Annotated in this window: 18 protein-coding genes; 5 read left to right on the top strand and 13 right to left on the bottom strand. The window is 71.0% G+C overall.

Annotated elements, in window-relative coordinates; translation table 11 throughout:
- Positions 1 to 15: 15 nt before the first annotated feature.
- From ABT340_RS02845 to ABT340_RS02820, 6 genes are all read right to left on the bottom strand, one after another.
- Complete coding sequence (locus ABT340_RS02845) at positions 16 to 363, bottom strand: ArsR/SmtB family transcription factor (RefSeq protein WP_352008921.1); 348 nt, start codon at positions 361 to 363, stop codon at positions 16 to 18.
- Positions 363 to 560: a hypothetical protein gene (locus ABT340_RS02840; RefSeq protein WP_352008920.1), complete on the bottom strand. Its 198-nt coding sequence runs from the start codon at positions 558 to 560 to the stop codon at positions 363 to 365. The genes ABT340_RS02845 and ABT340_RS02840 overlap by 1 nt, the downstream gene beginning before the upstream one ends.
- Positions 561 to 664: 104 nt before the next feature.
- Entirely contained in the window at positions 665 to 1,096 is a 432-nt protein-coding gene (locus ABT340_RS42430; protein ID WP_502992391.1) for a ClpX C4-type zinc finger protein, read from the bottom strand.
- 84 nt (positions 1,097 to 1,180) lie between these two features.
- Complete coding sequence (locus ABT340_RS02830; protein WP_352008919.1) at positions 1,181 to 1,939, bottom strand: LytR/AlgR family response regulator transcription factor; 759 nt, start codon at positions 1,937 to 1,939, stop codon at positions 1,181 to 1,183.
- 76 nt (positions 1,940 to 2,015) lie between these two features.
- Positions 2,016 to 3,200 carry a histidine kinase gene (locus tag ABT340_RS02825; RefSeq protein WP_352008918.1) on the bottom strand — a complete coding sequence of 395 codons (1,185 nt, stop codon included), beginning with the start codon at positions 3,198 to 3,200 and terminating at the stop codon, positions 2,016 to 2,018.
- A gap of 48 nt (positions 3,201 to 3,248) precedes the next feature.
- Complete coding sequence (locus ABT340_RS02820; protein WP_352008917.1) at positions 3,249 to 3,869, bottom strand: molybdopterin-dependent oxidoreductase; 621 nt, start codon at positions 3,867 to 3,869, stop codon at positions 3,249 to 3,251.
- A 343-nt stretch (positions 3,870 to 4,212) separates the two neighbouring features.
- Between ABT340_RS02820 and aroF the strand changes: the two genes are divergently transcribed.
- Both aroF and ABT340_RS02810 read left to right on the top strand, forming a co-directional pair.
- Complete coding sequence (aroF, locus tag ABT340_RS02815) at positions 4,213 to 5,250, top strand: 3-deoxy-7-phosphoheptulonate synthase (protein ID WP_352008916.1); 1,038 nt, start codon at positions 4,213 to 4,215, stop codon at positions 5,248 to 5,250.
- 117 nt (positions 5,251 to 5,367) lie between these two features.
- Positions 5,368 to 5,652 (top strand): YiaA/YiaB family inner membrane protein, encoded by a 285-nt coding sequence (locus ABT340_RS02810; protein WP_184714681.1) that lies wholly within the window; start codon positions 5,368 to 5,370, stop codon positions 5,650 to 5,652.
- A 4-nt stretch (positions 5,653 to 5,656) separates the two neighbouring features.
- On the opposite strand, the gene thiI is transcribed toward ABT340_RS02810, so the two are convergent.
- From thiI to macS, 3 genes are all read right to left on the bottom strand, one after another.
- The gene (thiI, locus tag ABT340_RS02805; protein ID WP_352008915.1) at positions 5,657 to 6,859 is read right to left on the bottom strand and encodes a tRNA uracil 4-sulfurtransferase ThiI; all 1,203 of its coding nucleotides are present in this window, start codon (positions 6,857 to 6,859) and stop codon (positions 5,657 to 5,659) included.
- Between the two features lie 125 nt (positions 6,860 to 6,984).
- Positions 6,985 to 7,623: a response regulator gene (locus tag ABT340_RS02800; protein WP_352009455.1), complete on the bottom strand. Its 639-nt coding sequence runs from the start codon at positions 7,621 to 7,623 to the stop codon at positions 6,985 to 6,987.
- Entirely contained in the window at positions 7,623 to 8,759 is a 1,137-nt protein-coding gene (gene macS / locus ABT340_RS02795) for a MacS family sensor histidine kinase (RefSeq protein WP_352008914.1), read from the bottom strand. The genes ABT340_RS02800 and macS overlap by 1 nt, the downstream gene beginning before the upstream one ends.
- Positions 8,760 to 8,879: 120 nt before the next feature.
- Here macS and ABT340_RS02790 point away from each other — a divergent pair, with 120 nt between their 5' ends.
- The gene (locus ABT340_RS02790; RefSeq protein WP_352008913.1) at positions 8,880 to 9,782 is read left to right on the top strand and encodes an MHYT domain-containing protein; all 903 of its coding nucleotides are present in this window, start codon (positions 8,880 to 8,882) and stop codon (positions 9,780 to 9,782) included.
- Between the two features lie 189 nt (positions 9,783 to 9,971).
- Here the strand turns inward: ABT340_RS02790 and ABT340_RS02785 are convergent, their stop codons facing one another.
- The gene (locus ABT340_RS02785) at positions 9,972 to 10,997 is read right to left on the bottom strand and encodes a 6-phosphofructokinase (protein ID WP_352008912.1); all 1,026 of its coding nucleotides are present in this window, start codon (positions 10,995 to 10,997) and stop codon (positions 9,972 to 9,974) included.
- Positions 10,998 to 11,145: 148 nt separating this feature from the next.
- Here ABT340_RS02785 and glpK point away from each other — a divergent pair, with 148 nt between their 5' ends.
- Entirely contained in the window at positions 11,146 to 12,636 is a 1,491-nt protein-coding gene (gene glpK, locus ABT340_RS02780) for a glycerol kinase GlpK (RefSeq protein WP_352008911.1), read from the top strand.
- Here glpK and ABT340_RS02775 read toward each other — a convergent pair.
- Positions 12,602 to 14,386, bottom strand: a complete 1,785-nt coding sequence (locus ABT340_RS02775) for a N,N-dimethylformamidase beta subunit family domain-containing protein (RefSeq protein WP_352008910.1) — start codon at positions 14,384 to 14,386, stop codon at positions 12,602 to 12,604. The two genes, glpK and ABT340_RS02775, sit on opposite strands and share 35 nt — an antisense overlap.
- A gap of 146 nt (positions 14,387 to 14,532) precedes the next feature.
- Entirely contained in the window at positions 14,533 to 15,483 is a 951-nt protein-coding gene (locus ABT340_RS02770; RefSeq protein ID WP_352008909.1) for a lactonase family protein, read from the bottom strand.
- 201 nt (positions 15,484 to 15,684) lie between these two features.
- Between ABT340_RS02770 and ABT340_RS02765 the strand changes: the two genes are divergently transcribed.
- Positions 15,685 to 16,584, top strand: coding sequence for a bifunctional helix-turn-helix transcriptional regulator/GNAT family N-acetyltransferase (locus ABT340_RS02765; protein ID WP_352008908.1), 900 nt, complete (start codon positions 15,685 to 15,687; stop codon positions 16,582 to 16,584).
- 103 nt (positions 16,585 to 16,687) lie between these two features.
- Here ABT340_RS02765 and ABT340_RS02760 read toward each other — a convergent pair whose 3' ends face one another.
- Positions 16,688 to 17,773, bottom strand: a complete 1,086-nt coding sequence (locus ABT340_RS02760) for an alkaline phosphatase PhoX (RefSeq protein WP_352008907.1) — start codon at positions 17,771 to 17,773, stop codon at positions 16,688 to 16,690.
- Positions 17,774 to 17,871: the final 98 nt, after the last annotated feature.

Here is a 17,871-nt window from a genome sequence, read left to right as displayed (position 1 = left end):
GCGAAACCACCGTGTTCACGACGTGCCGCTCCCCGCCCTGTCCCGCAGCAGTTCGTCGAGCAGTTCGTTCTGCCCGGTCAGCTTCTCCGTCAGGAGTTCGCGCGCCGCCCGCAGCAGGCCCGCGACGCGCCCACCGGCCAGCGCGTAGACCACGGTGCTGCCCTCGCGCTGCGCGGTGACCAGCCCGGAACGGCGCAGCACCGCCAGGTGCTGGGACAGGCCGGTCGGCTCGACCTCGATCTCGGCCAGCAGTTGCCGTACCGGCCTGGGGCCGTCCTGCAGCAGCTCCAGCACCCGGATGCGCACCGGGTGCCCCAGCAGCCGGAACAGCTCCGCCTTGGCCTCGTACAGCGGTACCGACATCACGAGTCCGCCTCCTCCTCGGCCTGGGGGCCGAGGTCGAGGCTCACTCCGTGTTCGCGGGCCAGACGCCGGACGTCCTCCCACTCGTTCTTGGCCGCCAGGCCGGCGTGCACGTCGTCGTCCTCACGGGCCTGCTGCAGGGCCTGCCAGGCCTGGCGCGCCCGTTCTCTGATCGCCGCGGCGAAAGCCGTACTCACGTCATCCCTTCGATCGCGGCGCGGCCCGGGGGGACACACCTACGTAATTGCGAATTTTCGCAATTACGATACCTCGCGGCCGGACCACCCCGGCCCGCGAGGGGTCACTCCTCGCCGGAGAAGCGCTCCCAGGCCGACTGACGCGTCATGCCCAGGGCGGCACCGATCCTGGCCCAGGTGACCCCGCGCCCGCGCAGCCGTTCGATCCAGGCCCGCAGGTCGCCCTCGACCCTGGCGCTCGCCGCCGCGACGCGGGGCAGGTGGGCGAGGATCTCCTCCTCGGTCATGCCCTCGGGCCAGGGGATGCCGGGGACCTCCTCCTCCGGCTTCTCCCGCCCGCCGGCCTCGCCGGGCTTCTCCGGCTCGCCCTGCTCGGCCGTGGACGTCCGGGTCTCGGCGAGGATCGCGACGCAGAGGTCGACGCACTCGTTGCAGATGTAGACGCCGGGACCGGCGATCACCTTCTCCACCTCGGTCTTCGGCTTGGCGCAGAAGGAGCAGTGGATCTCCTGCTCGGCGAAAGACGTCACGGGCATACGACCCTCCACACGTATGGCTGTCAGGCCCACCCTGACAAGCATCGCCGCGAGCCTATACCGTCAGGCAGCGCCTGACAAACATCAACCGAGCGTCCCCTGGGAGGCCGGACGGTCCTGGAGCTGACGGACGAGCCGCTCCCTGACCCGGCGGGTGTGGCGGCGGCTGACGGGCAGCGTCTCCGCGCCCACCCGCAGTGTCACCCGGCCGCCGTCGAAGTGCAGTTCGCTCACGTGCCGCGCGGAGACCAGCGTGCTGCGGTGCACACGTATGAAACCGGAGGAGGCCCAGCGGCGTTCGAGCGCGGCCAGCGACATGCGCACCAGGTAGTCGCCGTCGACGGTGTGCAGCCGCACGTAGTCGCCCTTCGCCTTGGCGAACCTGACCGCCTGCTGGGGGACGAACCTGGTCCTGCCGCCGAGTTCGACCGGGATGACGTCGTCGATCTCCGGCCCTTCCGACGCCTGCGCGGCGCATTCGAGACGCCGTACGGCCTCCGCCAGCCGGTCGGGCCTGACGGGCTTGAGGAGGTAGTCGACCGCCTCAAGCTCGAAGGCCTGGACGGCGCAGTCCTCGTGCGCCGTGACGAACACCAGCCGGGGCGGGTTGGGGAAACCGCCGATGAGACGGGCCATGTCGAGGCCGTCGAGGCCGGGCATCCTGATGTCGAGGAAGACTCCGTCGAGCCGTTCGCCCGCCCCGATCATCTGGACCATGTCCTGCAGCGCGTTCACCCCTCCCGAGGCGGTGAAGACGTGCTCGATGCGGGGGTCCTGACGCAGGAGGTAGGCCAGTTCCTCCAGCGCGGGGACCTCGTCGTCGACAGCCAGGACTCTCAACATGGCCCCACGCTGCCCGCTACGGCCGCCTTCTCGCAAGGGAAGAGGAAACTTAGCGTAACGAGATGACTACAATTAGCTATGCCCGGCAGGAGAGCTTGGGAAGGCGCAGCCGCACCTTGGTGCCCGCGCCGGGCGCGGTCTCCACGACGAGCCCGTAGTCCTCGCCGTAGATGTGGCGCAGCCGTACGTCCACGTTGGCCAGGCCTATCCCGCCCTCACCCCGTTCGTTCCGCGAGTCGTCGCCCAGCAGCAGCCTGGCCCGCTCCGGGTCCATGCCGAGTCCGTCGTCCTCAACGCTGACGTGCGCCTCTGAGCCCGCGTCCGAGGCCAGCACCCGCACCTCACCACACCCCCCGGTCTCGCCCATGCCGTGCTTGATGGCGTTCTCGACGAGCGGCTGCAGGCACAGGAACGGCACCGGGACCGAGAGCACCTCCGGGGCCACCCTGACGGTGAAACGGAGCCGTTCCCCGAACCTGGCGCGCTCCAGCAGCAGGTAGCGGTCGACGCAGTGCAGCTCGTCGGCGAGGGTGGTGAAGTCACGCTCACGGCGCAGGGCGTATCTCGTGAAGTCGGCGAAGTCCATCAGCAGCTCGCGGGCCCGCTCCGGGTCCGTGCGGACGAACGAGGCGATGGTGGTCAGCGAGTTGTAGATGAAGTGCGGGGAGATCTGCGCCCGCAGGGCCCGGGTCTCCGCCTCCATCGCACGCCGCCGTGAGGAGTCCAGCTCGGCCAGTTCGAGCTGGCACGACACCCAGCGGGCGACCTCGGTGACGGTCCTGACCAGTGAGGGGCCGACGGCCGAGTCGTAGGCGGCCAGCGCTCCGACGACCCGCCTGTCCACGGTGAGCGGGACGACGACCGCCCCTCTGATCGCGCATCCGGGGACGTCGCAGGACAGGGCGTGCCCGGTCACCACACGCGGCCTGCCCGAGGCCAGGACCGCACGGGCGTGGCCCGGGGCGTGCTCACGCTGGCAGTCCACCTCGCCGTCCCAGGCGAGCACGCCGTCCACGTCCGTCACCGCGATGGCGCCCGCGCCCAGCAGGGCGCGCAGGTGCCTGATCGTCTTGCGGGCCGAGTCGCGCGTCAGGCCCGCGCGCAGGGAGGGGGCCGCCAGCGCGGCGACGTGCAGGGTCGCGAAGGTGGCCTCGTCCGGTGAGCCGCCCGCGCGCCGGGGGAAGACGGGGGTACGGCCCGGCACAACGAATCCCAGGAGAGTCCTGACGGCGCAGAGCAGCGCCCAGACACTGGTCGACATGCGGGAAACCGTAGTCAAACCCGCCTGTCAATCAGGCAAGAACGCCGATCACGGCGGCCCTTCACCCGGTTCCTCCTGATAGGAGTAGCGCTGCTCCCGCCACGGATCGGCGACGTTGTGGTAACCGCGCTCCTCCCAGAAGCCGCGCCTGTCCTCCACGAGGTACTCGATGGCGCGCACCCACTTGACGCTCTTCCAGGCGTAGAGGTGGGGAACCAGGGCGCGGACGGGGAAGCCGCGTTCCGGGGTGATCGGCTTGTCGCCGAGTTCGAGGGCGAACAGCGTGTGGTCGCGGGCGAAGTCGCTCATCCGCACGTTGGCGCTGTAGCCGTACTCGGCCCAGATCATGACGTGCCTGACCTCGGGGGCCGGAGGGACCAGCTCCATCAGCGTGGCGGCCGAGACGCCGCGCCACTCGTTCCCCATGACCGAGAACTTGGTGACGCAGTGGAAGTCCGCGACGACGGTGGTGCGGGGCAGCTCGGAGAACTCGGGCCAGGTGAAGCCGTGCGGCTCCCCGGAGGCCGTGGCCCCCATCACCTGCAGCCGCCAGGAGGCGGGCCGGAAGGTGGGCACCCTCCCGTAGTGGATCACCGGATAGCCCCGGGGAACGTACTGGCCGGGAGGCAGGCGCGCATCCTCCCCCGGAGGTTCGGGCTGCTCCACCATCACTCCCCTCGCCGTCGCGCCCCGATCACTCGGGGCAATCCTGCCATCGTGCGTCCACCGCCCTCGCGGCGGCCACCCGCTAACGCGTCGCCGGTGTCACCCGGCGTTCACGGGCCCGCCATGGTTCCCCGGCCCCTCGCCGTCGCCTCCCGGCGGTGCGCTACTATTGCCCGCGATGCGTACTGCGTTCTGGTTTTGGTATGGCGACGGACCCGTGGGTCGGACCGTTCGCCTCCAGATGCTGCGCTAGACAGCCAGGCGAACGTGAAGGCCCCGGGTCCGGACAACGGACTCGGGGCCTTTCGTTTTCCCGGAACTTCCACCGGATCAGCGAAGGAGAGACATGGTCATCGTCATGGGCCCCGACGCCACACAGGGCGACATCGAGGCGATCGTGGAGATCATCGGCACCGCGGGCGGCGACGCCTTCGTCAGCCGTGGCGTCAGCCGTACGATCATCGGCCTCGTGGGCGACGTGGAGCAGTTCGGCGCGCTCAACCTGAAGGGCATGCGCGGAGTCGCCGAGGTGATGAGGGTGACGGCCCCCTACAAGCTCGTCAGCCGGGACAACCACCCCGAGCGCTCCACGGTCAGGGTCGGCGGCGTGCCGATCGGGCCGGGCCTGGTCACCCTGATCGCCGGCCCGTGCGCGGTCGAGACGCCGCAGCAGACGCTCGACGCGGCGCTCATGGCCAAGGCCGCGGGTGCGACCCTGCTGCGCGGGGGCGCCTACAAGCCCCGCACCTCCCCCTACGCCTTCCAGGGACTGGGCGAGGCGGGCCTGCGCATCCTCGCCGACGTGCGCGAGCAGACCGGGCTGCCCATCGTGACCGAGGTCGTGGACGCCCACGACGTCGAACTTGTCGCCTCCTACGCGGACATGTTGCAGATCGGCACCCGCAACGCGCAGAACTTCGCGCTGCTGCAGGCGGTCGGCGGGATCGGCAAGCCGGTCATGCTCAAGCGCGGCATGAACGCCACCATCGAGGAGTGGCTGATGGCGGCCGAGTACATCGCCCAGCGCGGCAACCTCGACATCGTGCTGTGCGAGCGCGGCATCCGCACCTTCGAGACGGCCACCCGCAACACCCTTGACGTCTCCGCGGTTCCGGTGGCCCAGCGGCTTTCCCACCTGCCGGTCATCATCGACCCGTCCCACTCGGGCGGACGGCGTGACCTTGTGCTCCCGCTGACCCGGGCGGCCATCGCCGTCGGGGCGGACGGAGTGATCATCGATGTGCACCCGCAGCCCGAGCTGGCCCTGTGCGACGGCCCGCAGGCACTGGTCCAGAGTGATCTTGAGGAGCTCTCCGAGGTGATGCGCGCCCTGCCCCCGCTGCTCGGCAAGACGGCGACCGGCGACGCCCTCGCCACCGCCTGACGACCACCGGCGAGTACGGCCCGGCCCGTGGGCCGTACTCGCCAGTAGCATCGTACTCACCGGTAATTAAGTAGGAACACCCAGGTGTCACGGCCGGCGGCCGGGGATCGTTGGGGCATGACCAAGACGATCCAGCCACGGCACACCGGCGCCTTCTACATCCAGTCGGTCCTGTCCTTCTGCGTCTCCGTCTCGGCGGTCGCCATCGGAGTCGCCTACCTCCCGGTCGAGGCCTGGGTTCGCGCCTTCCTCGGCATCGGCGTCCTGTACGTCGTCACCTCGGCCTTCACCCTGGCCAAGTGCGTGCGCGACCGTCAGGAACTGACCGACGTCACCAGCCGCGTCGACCGGGCGCGGCTGGAGAAGCTCCTGACGGAGCACGACCCCTTCAAGCCCGTCTGAGGCCTCACACCTGCAGCTTGTACTCCTGCAGGGAACCGGCCAGCTGCACGGCGAGCTCCTCGGCGTCCAGGCGTCGCTCGATCTGCTTCAGATCGGCGATCTTGGCGGCGGTCTCCGCCCTGCGGGGCGCCAGGAGCGTGCAGCAGTCCTCGTCGGGCAGCTCGGAGATCTGCAGGGTGCCGATGCGGCGGGCCTCCGCCATGATCTCCGTCTTGTCGAGGCCGATGAGCGGGCGCAGGATCGGCATGTCGACCGCGTCGTCCTGGGCGGTGATGTTCTGCAGCGTCTGGGAGGAGACCTGCCCCAGCGAGTCGCCGGTGACCAGCGCCCCGGCCCTGAGGCGGCGGGCGACCTCCTCCGCGGTCTTGAGCATCAGGCGCCGCTGGGAGATGACCGCCAGCCGCTCCTGGCCCGAGGCCTTGATGGACTGCTGGGCCTTGCCGAAGGGGACGACCCACAGGCGGGACCTGCCCTGGAACTTGTCCAGCGCCCTGGCCAGGGCGTACGCCTTGTAGATCGACTCCGAGGTGGTGAACGGGATGCCGGAGAAGTGCAGGAAGTCCACTCGCAGGCCCCGGCGCATCATCCGGTAGGCCGCGACCGGGGAGTCGATGCCGCCGGACATCAGCACCAGGCCCCTGCCGCTGGTGCCGACCGGCAGCCCGCCCTGGCCCGGCTGCCCGCCGGTGAAGACGAAGACCTCGTCACGGTCGACCTCGATGGAGACCACGAGCTGCGGGTTCTTCAGGTCGACCGGCAGGCCGTAGATGTCGTTGAGCTCGCCGCCCACGGTCCGGTCGAGCTGCATCGAGGTCAGCGGGAAGCGCTTGTCGCGACGGCGTGAGCGGACCGCGAAGGAGACGCCCCGCCGGACGTCCTCCCGGTCGGCGAGCAGTTCGATCGCCGCCTTGGTGACCGCAGAGGGGTCCTTGGCGACCCGCCACGCGCGGTGGATCCAGACCAGGCCGGGCACGTTCCCGACGCGCTCGGCGACCGCGTCGGCCCGTTCGACCCCCGAGCCCTCCGGCAGGAAGAGCGCGATGACTCCGTGACGCTGCCGCAGATCGACCTTGAAGTCCAGGTCCTTGACGGAGGCCTTGATGTTGGACTGCAGGGTGCGTTCGAAGAGCTCACGGTTGTTTCCCTTGAGGACGACCTCGCCCAGTTTGAGCAGAACGCAGGGCTCGCCCAAGGCCGACATCGTCATGGCGTAACCTCCGGTGGAACTTCGAGGGGAAAAGGGGCGCACGGCACCGCCGTCACGCGGCGGGAGCCCTCAGGACCGCGCCACAACGCCAAGTGTCGCGCGTTACCTGATAAAGACAACTCACTTTAGTCGCCCCCGGGACCGTCGAGCCCCCTCTCGATGGCGTAACGGATCAGCTGGGCCCGGTTGTGCAGCTGGAGCTTGTTCAGGGTGTTCTGGACGTGGTTCTGCACGGTCCTGTGCGACAGGACCAGACGCTCGGCGATCTGCCGGTAGGACAGTCCCTTGGCGACCAGGCGGAGCACCTGCGTCTCCCGCTCGGTCAGCCGGGGGCCGTCCGCGGGGACCGGCTGGGCGGCCAGCCTGCGGTACTCCCCCAGCACGAGCCCGGCCAGGCCCGGGGTGAAGACCGCGTCGCCCTGCGCGGTACGGCTGACCGCGTCGAGGAACTCCTGCCTGCTCGCCGACTTGAGCAGGTATCCGGAGGCTCCCGCCTTGACCGCCTCAAGCACGTCCTCCTGCTCGCCGCTGGCCGACAGCACCAGGATGCGGGGCTGGGGGTCGTGCGCCGCCAGCCGCCTGGCCACCTCGACCCCGGACAGGTCCGGCAGCCGCAGGTCGAGGACGACCAGTTCGGGCCTGACCGCGGCCGCGGCCCTGAGCGCCTGAGCGCCCTCGCCGACCGTCGCCACGACCTCGTATCCCGCCTCGGTGAGGTCCCTGGCCACGCCGTCCCGCCACATCGGGTGGTCGTCAACCACCATCACGCGCATCCGCCAAGCCTAGACCGGACGGGGACGGACATCTCGATCTCCGTCCCCTCGCCGGGGGACGACATGATCGTGACCGTGCCGCCCAAATCGGTGACGCGGCCCCTGATGGACTGGGCGACGCCGAGCCGCCCGGCCGCGGCGGCCTCCTCAAGGCGTCCGGCGGGGATGCCCGGCCCCTCGTCCCTGACCGTGACGGTGATCAGGCCGTCGTCACTCTCGGCGAAGACCCAGGCGGGGGCGTGCGGGCCGCAGTGCCCCGCCACGTTGTCCAGGGCGGCGCCGACCGCCGCGGCCAGCTCCCTCGCGACGGTCTCGGGCAGGGACATGGGGGTCGCGGGGACCGAGACGGTCACCGAGGCCGAGCCGTACGCCTGGAGCAGGACGCGCAGGTCGGCGACGCCGTCGCGGGGCGGCTCGGGGCGGAGCCTGACGAGCTCGCGCAGCGCGGCCTCCTGCTCGCCCGCGAGCCTGCCCAGCTCGGCGGCCTCCCCGCCGATCTCCTGGCCCCTGCGCTGGACCAGCGCCAGCACCTGCAGCACCGAGTCGTGGATGTCCCTGGCGATCCTGTCCCGTTCGCGCCCCGCGGCCTCGATCTCGATGGCCCGTTGCAGGCGCGCCTCGGCCCTCCTGGCGAGCTGGGCGACGTGCCCCACCAGGACCCCGGCGAGGAAGAGCAGCACGCTGCCGTTGATCGGCAGGTTCTCGAAGCCGACACCGGATCCGCGCAGGTCGTGCAGCCACAGGTCGGCCACTGAGACGACCAGGGCCGCGACCGCCCCGGCGCGGCGCCCGCCGTACACGCCCCAGGCCAGTACGGCGCCGCCCATCCAGGTGCCGGTCACCGGCAGGCTGCCCGTCCGGTAGGCGCCCTGGACCAGCGGGGTGGCCAGCAGGCAGCCGAGCGTCACGACCATGTCGGCGGCCAGCAGCGTACGGCCGCGCAGTTCGGGTGAGGAGTAGGCGAAGGTCGCCACCGCGCTCCACAGCGCCATGACGCAGATCACCAGCCAGCCGGTCACCGGGTGGGCGTATCCGCCCGCGCGCAGCAGCAACAGGACCGCGTAGACCAGGGAGGCGACGCGGAAGACCGCGATGACCCGCCAGAACGGACCCTCGATCCCCGTCACTCCTGGACCTTATCGCCACCCGCAACCCTCCCTTCTCTTCCGCGAAACCCCCTCTTTTACGCACAACGACCAACAACTGCCATAATCCAACAAATCACCCACTGACTCAGAAATTGGAACATGTCCCACGTAGACCACTTCTCATATGGCCTGGTCACCCCCATCGCGGCCTATATCGTCTCGACCATCGGGTGCATGCTGGGCCTGGCGCTCACCGCCAAGGCACGGGCCGCGACCGGGCCCGCGCGGGCGCGCTGGCTGGTCGGAGGAGCCCTCTCCATCGGGGGCACCGGCATCTGGGTCATGCACTTCGTCGCCATGATGGGCTTCACGGTCGGCGGCAACCCCATCCGCTACGACGTGCTCCTGACGAGCGTCTCCATGCTCCTGGCGGTCGTCATCGTCGGCGGCGGGCTCTTCCTGGTCTCCTCGAAGAACTACAGCGCGTCCCGGCTGGTGGTCAGCGGCATGGTCACCGGAGTCGGCGTGGCCGGGATGCACTATCTCGGCGTGTCCGCGATGAACATGTCGGCGACCGTCTACTACGACGTGACGCTGATCGCCCTGTCGGTCGTCATCGCCATGGTCGCCTCGACCGTGGCGCTCTGGTTCAGCGTCAAGACGGACGGGACGCTCGCCACCGCGGGCGCGGCCCTCATCATGGGTGTCGCGGTGTGCGGCATGCACTACGTCGGGATGTTCGCGATGGAGGTGCGCCCCCGCATCTCCCTGACGCCCGTCGACGGCGCGCGCGGCATCGACTTCATGCTGCCGGTCCTGGGAGCGGTCAGCCTGCTGACGCTGGGCCTGCTGCTCGCCGTCATCCTGGCGCCCTCCGAGCAGGAGATGCGTACGGACGCCGAACTGCTGGCCCAGCTGGAGAACCGCCGCACCACCGCGCGTCACGCCGCGACCGCGGCCGCGGCGAGCGCCCCCGCCGCGCAGAACACCGTGCAGAACACCGGGCAGAACGCCCCCGCCGAGCAGCGACGTCCCTCCCTGTTCGACGCCCAGGACAGGTGATGTACGGCTTGCGCCCGGACGGGCCGCTGCTGAGGCGCAAGCCGTACATGGAGAGGTAGCGGATCGTCGCGCATCCGCGGCCCGACGGTATGCCCGGGGGGTTGCAGAACGTTTGCAGGCCGATACAAGGCGTGGGCGGCGCCCCGTCACCGGTGCGCCGCCCGTCGATCCCGCCGGTTTCCCGGCCCGTCAGCCGAAGAAGACCTCGGCCTCCTCGTAACGGCTGACCGGCACGGTCTTCAGCTCTCTGGTCGCCTCGTCGAGGCCGACGGTGACCACGTCCGTGCCGCGCAGCGCGACCATGGTCCCGAAGCGCCCCTCGTGCACCGCGTCGATGGCGTGCAGCCCGAACCGGGTGGCCAGCACCCGGTCGAAGGCCGTGGGTGTGCCGCCGCGCTGGATGTGCCCGAGGACCGTGGTCCTGGCCTCCTTGCCGGTGCGCTTCTCGATCTCCTTGGCGAGCATCTCGCCGATGCCGCCGAGGCGGACGTGCCCGAAGGAGTCGAGTTCGTTCGCCTGCAGGGTCATCTGCCCCTCGATCGGGTGCGCGCCCTCCGCGACCACGATGATCGGCGCGTAACGGGTCTTGAAGCGTGACTCCACATAGGCGCAGACCCGGTCGATGTCGAAGGGCTTCTCCGGGATGAGGATGACGTTCGCCCCGCCCGCCATGCCCGCGTGCAGGGCGATCCAGCCCGCGTGACGGCCCATGACCTCACAGATCAGGGCACGGTGATGGGACTCGGCGGTGGTGTGCAGCCGGTCGATCGCCTCGGTCGCGATGTTGACCGCGGTGTCGAAGCCGAAGGTGTAGTCGGTCGCGTTGAGGTCGTTGTCGATGGTCTTGGGCACTCCGACGACGTTGACGTCCTTGTCGAAGAGCTGCTTGGCGACGCCGAGGGTGTCCTCGCCGCCGATGGCGATGAGCGCGTCGACCCCGGTGGCGGCGAGGTTGTCCTTGATTCGCTCGACACCGCCGTCGATCTTGATCGGGTTGGTCCGCGACGAGCCGAGGATCGTCCCGCCGCGTGGCAGGATGCCACGGACCGCCTGGACGTCCAACGGCATGGTCTCGCCTTCGAGCGGCCCTCGCCACCCGTCACGGAAACCGACGAACTCGTGACCGTAGACACTCACGCCCTTGCGCACTGCGGCGCGGATAACGGCGTTGAGGCCGGGGCAGTCGCCGCCCCCGGTAAGCACTCCAATACGCATGGCATCCTCCGGTGGTGGTTCCGAGGCAAGACGGCCAGACTTAAATGGGGTGACGCGGCCGGCGGTCGAGGGATTTTCGGACGCCGACGCAACGCATTCTGCCTGCCGACACGCCAATGGTCTAGACCAAATCGAAGGAGTCCCTCATATGTCGGTTCTCGCCATCGACGCCGGGACGACCGGGGTCACCGCGCTGGTCGTGACCGAGGACGGCCGGGTCGACTCCCGCGGCTACCAGGAGTTCCCTCAGTACTTCCCAGAACCGGGATGGGTCGAACACGATCCCGGGGAAATCTGGCGGGCGACCCTGGCGGCCTGTGGTATGGCGTTGGAGAGGACGGGCACGAGGCCGACATGTGTGGGGATCACCAACCAGCGCGAGACCGCGGTGGTGTGGGATTCGGACACCCTCGCCGCGCCACGCCCGGCGATCGTCTGGCAGGACCGCCGCAGCGCGGGGATCTGCGCGCGGCTGCGCCAGGCCGGGCACGAGCCCCGCGTCAGCGCGTTGACCGGGCTTCGGCTCGACCCGTACTTCACCGCGACCAAGCTCACCTGGATCGCCGAGAACGACCCCCGCTCCTGGGCGCGGGTGCTGTCCGGCGAGGCCGTCGTCGGCACCGTCGACTCCTATCTGGTCGCGCGGCTGACCGGCGGCGCCCGGCACGTGACCGACGCCTCCAACGCCTCCCGCACGCTGCTGTACGACCTGGAGGCCGGCGGGTGGTCGGCGGAGCTGTGCGGGTTCTTCGGGGTGCCGCGCGAGGCCCTGCCGGAGATCGTCCCCAACCACGGGGTGATCGGTGTGACCGACCCGGACTCCTTCCTCGGTCTCCGCCTGCCGATCGGCGGCATGGCGGGCGACCAGCAGGCGGCGCTGTTCGGTCAGGCGTGCTTCTCCCCCGGCGACGTCAAGTGCACCTACGGCACGGGGTCGTTCGTGCTGATCAACACCGGCTCCAAGCCGGTACGGCCGGGCGGGGGGCTGCTGACGACCGTGGCGTGGCAGTCGCCCTCCGGTGAGATCACCTACGCCCTGGAGGGTTCGATCTTCGTCACCGGAGCCGCCGTGCAGTGGCTCCGCGACGGGCTCGGGCTGATCGGCCACGCGCCGGAGTCGGAGGCGCTGGCCCGTACGGTCCCCGACAGCGGCGGCGTGGTCTTCGTGCCCGCGCTGACCGGGCTCGGCGCGCCGTACTGGGACCCGGACGCCCGGGGCGCGATCCTCGGCCTCACCCGGGGCACGACCGCCGCCCACCTGGCCAGGGCGACGCTTGAGGCGATCGCGTTCGAGGTGCGCGACGTCGTCGAGGTCATGACGGGCTCGGCGGGCCTGCTGATGCCCTCGTTGAAGGCCGACGGCGGGGCCAGCGGCAACGACCTGCTCATGGAGACGCAGGCCGCCCAGCTCGGTGTGCCGGTCGAACGGCCCGCGGTCCAGGAGACCACCGCGCTCGGGGCGGCCTTCCTGGCCGGGCTCGGCACCGGTGTCTGGTCCTGCGCGGACGAGCTGCGCGAGACGTGGACCCTGGACCGGCGCTTCGAGCCCGCCGGGCGGGACGAGAAGGCTCACGAGGCCGCCGAGGCGGCCTACGCCCGCTGGCTCAAGGCCGTCGGCCGTGCCCGTTCCTGGGTGTGAACCGGTGCCGGTCGTGCCGGGCGCCGCGCGCGGCGGGGCGGTGCCCGGCCCGGTGGCGCTTCCAGCGGCTCATCGGCACGCGGTTCTTCGCGGCGTCGCGGGCGCGGTCCCGGACCTGGTCCCCGGCCCTCCGTACCGGGTTCAGGCCGAGCGCGGCGAGGTTGTCCCTGGCCGGGTGCCTGAGGGCCGCCGGGCCCTCGGCGAAGGCCCGCAGCACGTTCGTCGTCGCGGCGCGGACGAAGGCCCCGGCCCGGTCGGTGACGCCGTGGCCGCAGGCGGAGCCGCGCATCGCGCAGACCCAGCGCATCGTGCCCGTGCTGAACACGCCCGCGCCGCTCGGCGCGGTGTAGTAGGCGCTGTGCGCCGTCGTCGGCCTGCCGCTGCAGTCGACCGGGGAGACGGACAGGACCTCCATCGGGCGCGGCAGCGGCATCGTGGGCAGCACCTCGTCGGTCTCCACCCCCGCCAGGCCGGGGAAGGAGGTGCCGCGCCGTACGCCGGTCCCCTCGAAGACCCAGCTGTCGGGGGTGTGGACCACGTAGGTGGCCTCCGCCGGGAAGCAGGTGTACATCGGGCCGGTCAGTGAGCTCTCCGGCTCGGTCACCCGCCAGCGGTCGGTGGTCGGGTCGACCCTGCCGTCCTTGTGGCAGATGACCAGGCGGTTGGGGCCGAGCGGCGTCGAGGCGAAGCGAATGCGCCAGTAGACGGCGTTCGCGCCGAGGAAGGCGAGGTTGACGCCCTGGTCCCGCGCGTCCTCGACCGTACGGCGCATGCCGGCCGACCAGTACTCGTCGTGCCCGAGGGAGACCAGCCCCCTGGCCCCGTCGAGGATGTGCGGGTCGTCCTCCAGTTCGAGGCTGGTGATGTAGGCCAGCGGGGCTCCGCTGTGCTCGGCCACCTCGATCGCGGGGCGCTCCATGTCGAGGAACAGCCTGGCGCCCGAGGTGTCGTAGGGACGGTCGAAGCTGACGGCCGTCGACCTGTCCTCGAAGCCGCCCGGCCCCTGGTAGAGGCTGCGCCCGCCCCAGAGGTTGTAGGCCTGCCAGGTGGTGACGCCGTTGACGACGACCAGGCGTCCCTCGGTCGAGGCCGACCGCACCGTGATCGGGACGAACCGCCTGCCGCCGGTCGAGGCCTCAAGGCGGATCAGGTAGGAGCCCTCCGGCCAGTCCGCGGTGTCGACGACCGGGCCGGGCCTCCAGTGGGCCGCGGTGACCGTGCGGGTCCCGGGGATCGTCCTGGCGGGCTCCTGGACCGTCCCCGGCAGCTTGTCCGACCGCCAGACCCTCCTGGCCCCGGCGCCGCCGTACCAGCCCATCCTGAAGGCGGTCGCGGTGTAGTGGGCGGCCGTGGTGGACACGCGCAGCCGGAAGGTCTGGCCGGGCAGCACGCTCACCTTGTCGGCGTAGCCCTCGATCTCGTGCTCGCCGCCCCTGGGGGTGGCCTGCCAGAGCGGGTCGCCCGGCTTGGCGTTCTCGGCCACGGTCGGGTTCGGCTCCGTCGCCGTCGCCGTCGCTGTCGCCGTCGCCGGGGGCTCCGTGCCCTCCAGGGCCGCCCCGGCCGCCGCGGGTGAGCCCTTCACGGGCAGCGCCCCGCCACCGGCCGGGGCGCCGGGGAGATCAGGGGCCATGGTCACAGTGCCGGACACAGTGCCAGACACGGTGCCGGTCGCCGGGGCGCACCCGGCGACCGCCGCGACCGTGGTGATCACAGCCAGTGTGACCGTCAGATGAGTGAACGCTCGGAACATGACATCCAGCATGATCACGGGAACCCTCCCCACCGGGGAGGCCTGTCCGTGATCGTCCGGGGACTTGGCCGGATCTTGGTCCGCACACGCCCCAGGACGTTCCAGGGCCCCTCAGGACGGTCTCAGGGCGACTTTCAGGGCGACTTTCAGGGCAGGGTGAGCACGCACGCGGGGGTCCCGGTGGCGAACACCACGGGGTCGGACTGCGGGACGCCGTCCTTGAGCACCAGCACGGCGACGCCGTCGGAACGCTGGTTGGCCACGTACATCCGGTTGTCGGCGATGGCGAAGTGCCTGGGCCACGACCCGCCGCAGGCGACCTCGGCGACCGGCTCCAGGGTGTGCGGGGACAGGACGGAGACCGTGTCCGGGCCCCGGTTGGCGACGTAGAGGAACCCGCCGGAGACCTCAAGGTGGGAGGGATAGTTCGTACCCGGCGCCGAGCTGGACGGGGCCGCGGCCACCTCGTTCCAGGCGTCGTCGTAGACACGGACCGTGCCGTCGAGCTCCCCTGCCACGTACCAGTGGTCCGCGAAACGGGTCATGTGCCGGGGACCCATGCCCGGCGCGAGCCGTACCGGGCCGTCGGGGTGGGGGACGACCCTGTCGTCGTCCGGGTCGGTGAGGTAGCGGCGCACCTCGTCGGCGCCCAGATCGGGCACGTAGAGGACGCCGTCGGCGCCGAAGACCGTCTGGTGGGCGTGGGAGCCGTCCCGGTAGGGGAAGGAGCACAGCTCGGTCAGCAGGCCCGCGGCCCCGACGCGGTGCACGCTCACCGTGCCGTCGCCGTAGTTGGCCACCGCGAGCAGCCTCCCCGACGGGTCGACGGACAGGTGGCAGGGGAAGGAGCCGCCGCTCGGCCGCTGCCCGAGGGGCGTGGGGGCGCCCTCGCCGAGGGCGTAGACGCCGACGGTGCCGCGCTCGCTCTCCCCGACGGTGTACAGGATCGGGAGGCGGGGGTGGACCGCGAGGAAGGAGGGCCCGCTGGCGGGCGTGGTGCCGAGCCTGGTGAGACTGCCCAGTTCGACCACGGTGATCCCCGTGCCCGATCCCCCGGTGTCGGGGGTGTATCCGCCGATGTACGCGACCTCAGCCATCATGCTCCCGTCACTGGGTCGGGCGGCCCGGGCCGCCCGAAATCTTCAACCGTTCTCGGCCAGTCTGCGAACTTAGCGCAGCGACTCGGCCCCTGGGCACCCGGCTTTTCCCGGATGCGATCCCCTGTCCCGCTCGTGGCTCCATGCCCCTCGCGGGGGCCTTCATTGACCTGGACAACGGGAAAGTTGATCGTGTCAACCATGGAGAACCTCGTCGCGCGGATACGCGCGTTCAACCACTTCTACAACGAGGTCATCGGCGCTCTCCACCGGGACATGGTCAACACCCCCTACTCCCTCACGGAGGTGAGGGTCCTGTGCGAGCTCAACCTGCGGGACCGCATGGAGACCGGCGAGCTGCGGCGGCTGCTCGAACTCGACTCCGGCTACCTCAGCCGGATGCTGGGGCGCTTCGAGACCGACGGGCTGGTCACCCGTGAGCGCTCGCCCGCCGACGCCAGGCGGCAGATCGTCGCGCTGACCGAGGCGGGCAGGATCGCGTTCACGAACGTCGACGAGCGTTCGGCCGCGCAGGTCCGGGACCTGCTCGAAGGACTGACCGGGGAGGAGCGCGACCGGCTCGCCGCGAGCATGACGACGATCAGGGAGATCCTCTCCAGGAACAGGAGCGCGGCGCCGTACGTCATCCGTCCGCCCCGGCCGGGGGATCTGGGCTGGGTCGTGCAGCGGCACGGGGTGCTCTACAGCCAGGAGTTCGGCTGGGGCCTGTGCTTCGAGGCCAGAGTCGCCAGGCTCGTGGCCGACTACGCGGAGAAGTACGACCCGAGGCGGGAGGCCTCGTGGATCGCGGAGGTCGACGGCGACCGGGTCGGCTGCGTCTTCTGCGTCCGCAGGGACGACGAGACGGCCCAGCTCAGGCTGCTGCTCGTCGAGCCCTCCGCCAGGGGGATGGGCATCGGCGGGCGGCTCGTCGACGAGTGCCTGCGCTTCGCGGGCGAGGCGGGCTACCGGCGGATCATGCTGTGCACCAGGGACGTGCTGACCGACGCCCGGCGGATCTACCGCACGGCGGGCTTCGAGCGGGTCGAGGAGCACACCATGGGTGGCGTCGTCGAGGAGACCTGGGTCATGGACCTTTAGCCGGCCCCTTCCCGTATTAATTCCTTCTATTTTGATAGGTATTTTATGGAGGGAATCCGGGCATCCACGGGGAAGGAGGCGACGGTACGGTTCCACCGGGCCGTCAGCGGGGGAAGGGGCCGGTGATCTCGTAGGTGACGCCGTCGGTGCCCGCGGCGTCGTCCCGGCGGCCGCGCTGGGAGGAGAAGTACAGGCGGGCGCCGTCCGGGGAGAGGGCGGGGCCGGTGATCTCCGAGCCGGGGTGCCCCTCGACCCGCAGGAAGGGGGCGGCCGTCCGCCCGGGACCGGCCAGGACGAGTTCCATGAGGTCCCCGGCCTCCGCGGTCTCGACGGTTTCGAGCCGTTCCCGCAGGGTGTCGTAGGCCCAGACCCGTCCGTCGTCGCCGCTGGTGAACAGGCACACCCCGGCCGAGTAGTGGCAGGCGCCTCCCCCCTGGAACCTGTGGGCCGTGTCCACCTGGTGGCGGGTCGCCTCAAGCAGCGCGGCGGGGTTGGGCACCCGCCGCCAGGCCGTCGAACCGTCGCCCGGCAGGACGCAGAGCACCTCCAGCCTGCCGGTCGTCAGGTCTCCCCAGCAGGCGGGGACGAACCGGTAGAGGCAGCCGTCCGGTTCGTCCTCCGTCAGGTAGACCACCCGGTTGACCGGGTCGCAGGCCGCTCCCGCGTGCCTGAAGCGGCCCATGGCCAGGCGCGGCATCGCGGCGCGCACGCCGTACGGGTCGCACTCGAAGACCTGCCCGCGCGCGGTCTCCTCGCACGAGAGCCAGGTCTTCCACGGGGTCGCGGCCCCGGCGCGGTTGAGGTCGGTCCCCGACAGCACACGGTAGGCGCCGTGCACGCTCCCGTCGGGCCGGAACCTGATGGCGGTCGCGCCGCCGAGCAGCGGGATCTCCGAGTTGGACACGTAGACCCAGCCGTCCCCGTCGGGGAAGCAGGCGCCGTCGCCGGGGGCCGGGTGCCAGAGCACCCCGCCGACCCGGTGGCCGGTGCGGGCGACGACCCGGCTGGAGAAGCCCTCGGGCAGCACGACCCCGTTGGCGTCCGGGGGCCCCGGCGGGCCGTACGGGCCGGACAGCACGGCCAGGCCGCCGCGGGAGGCGTCCGCGCCGGCGGCGCCCCACCGCAGAGGTCCCGCGAAGGCCGTTCCCGGCGCGGGCTCCCCGGTGCGCACGAACGTACGGCGAAGCATCGCTCCTCCTCGTCACCTTCACGGTAGACGGCCAGTCGATCGGACCCACGTGAACAGGGCGACTCCCCCCGCTCAAACTTTGCGGAAACCGGAGAGCA

The organism is Streptosporangium sp. NPDC000239, from assembly GCF_040300765.1.
Taxonomy (GTDB): Bacteria; Actinomycetota; Actinomycetes; order Streptosporangiales; family Streptosporangiaceae; genus Streptosporangium.
This window is presented reverse-complemented; position numbering and strand designations above follow the sequence as displayed.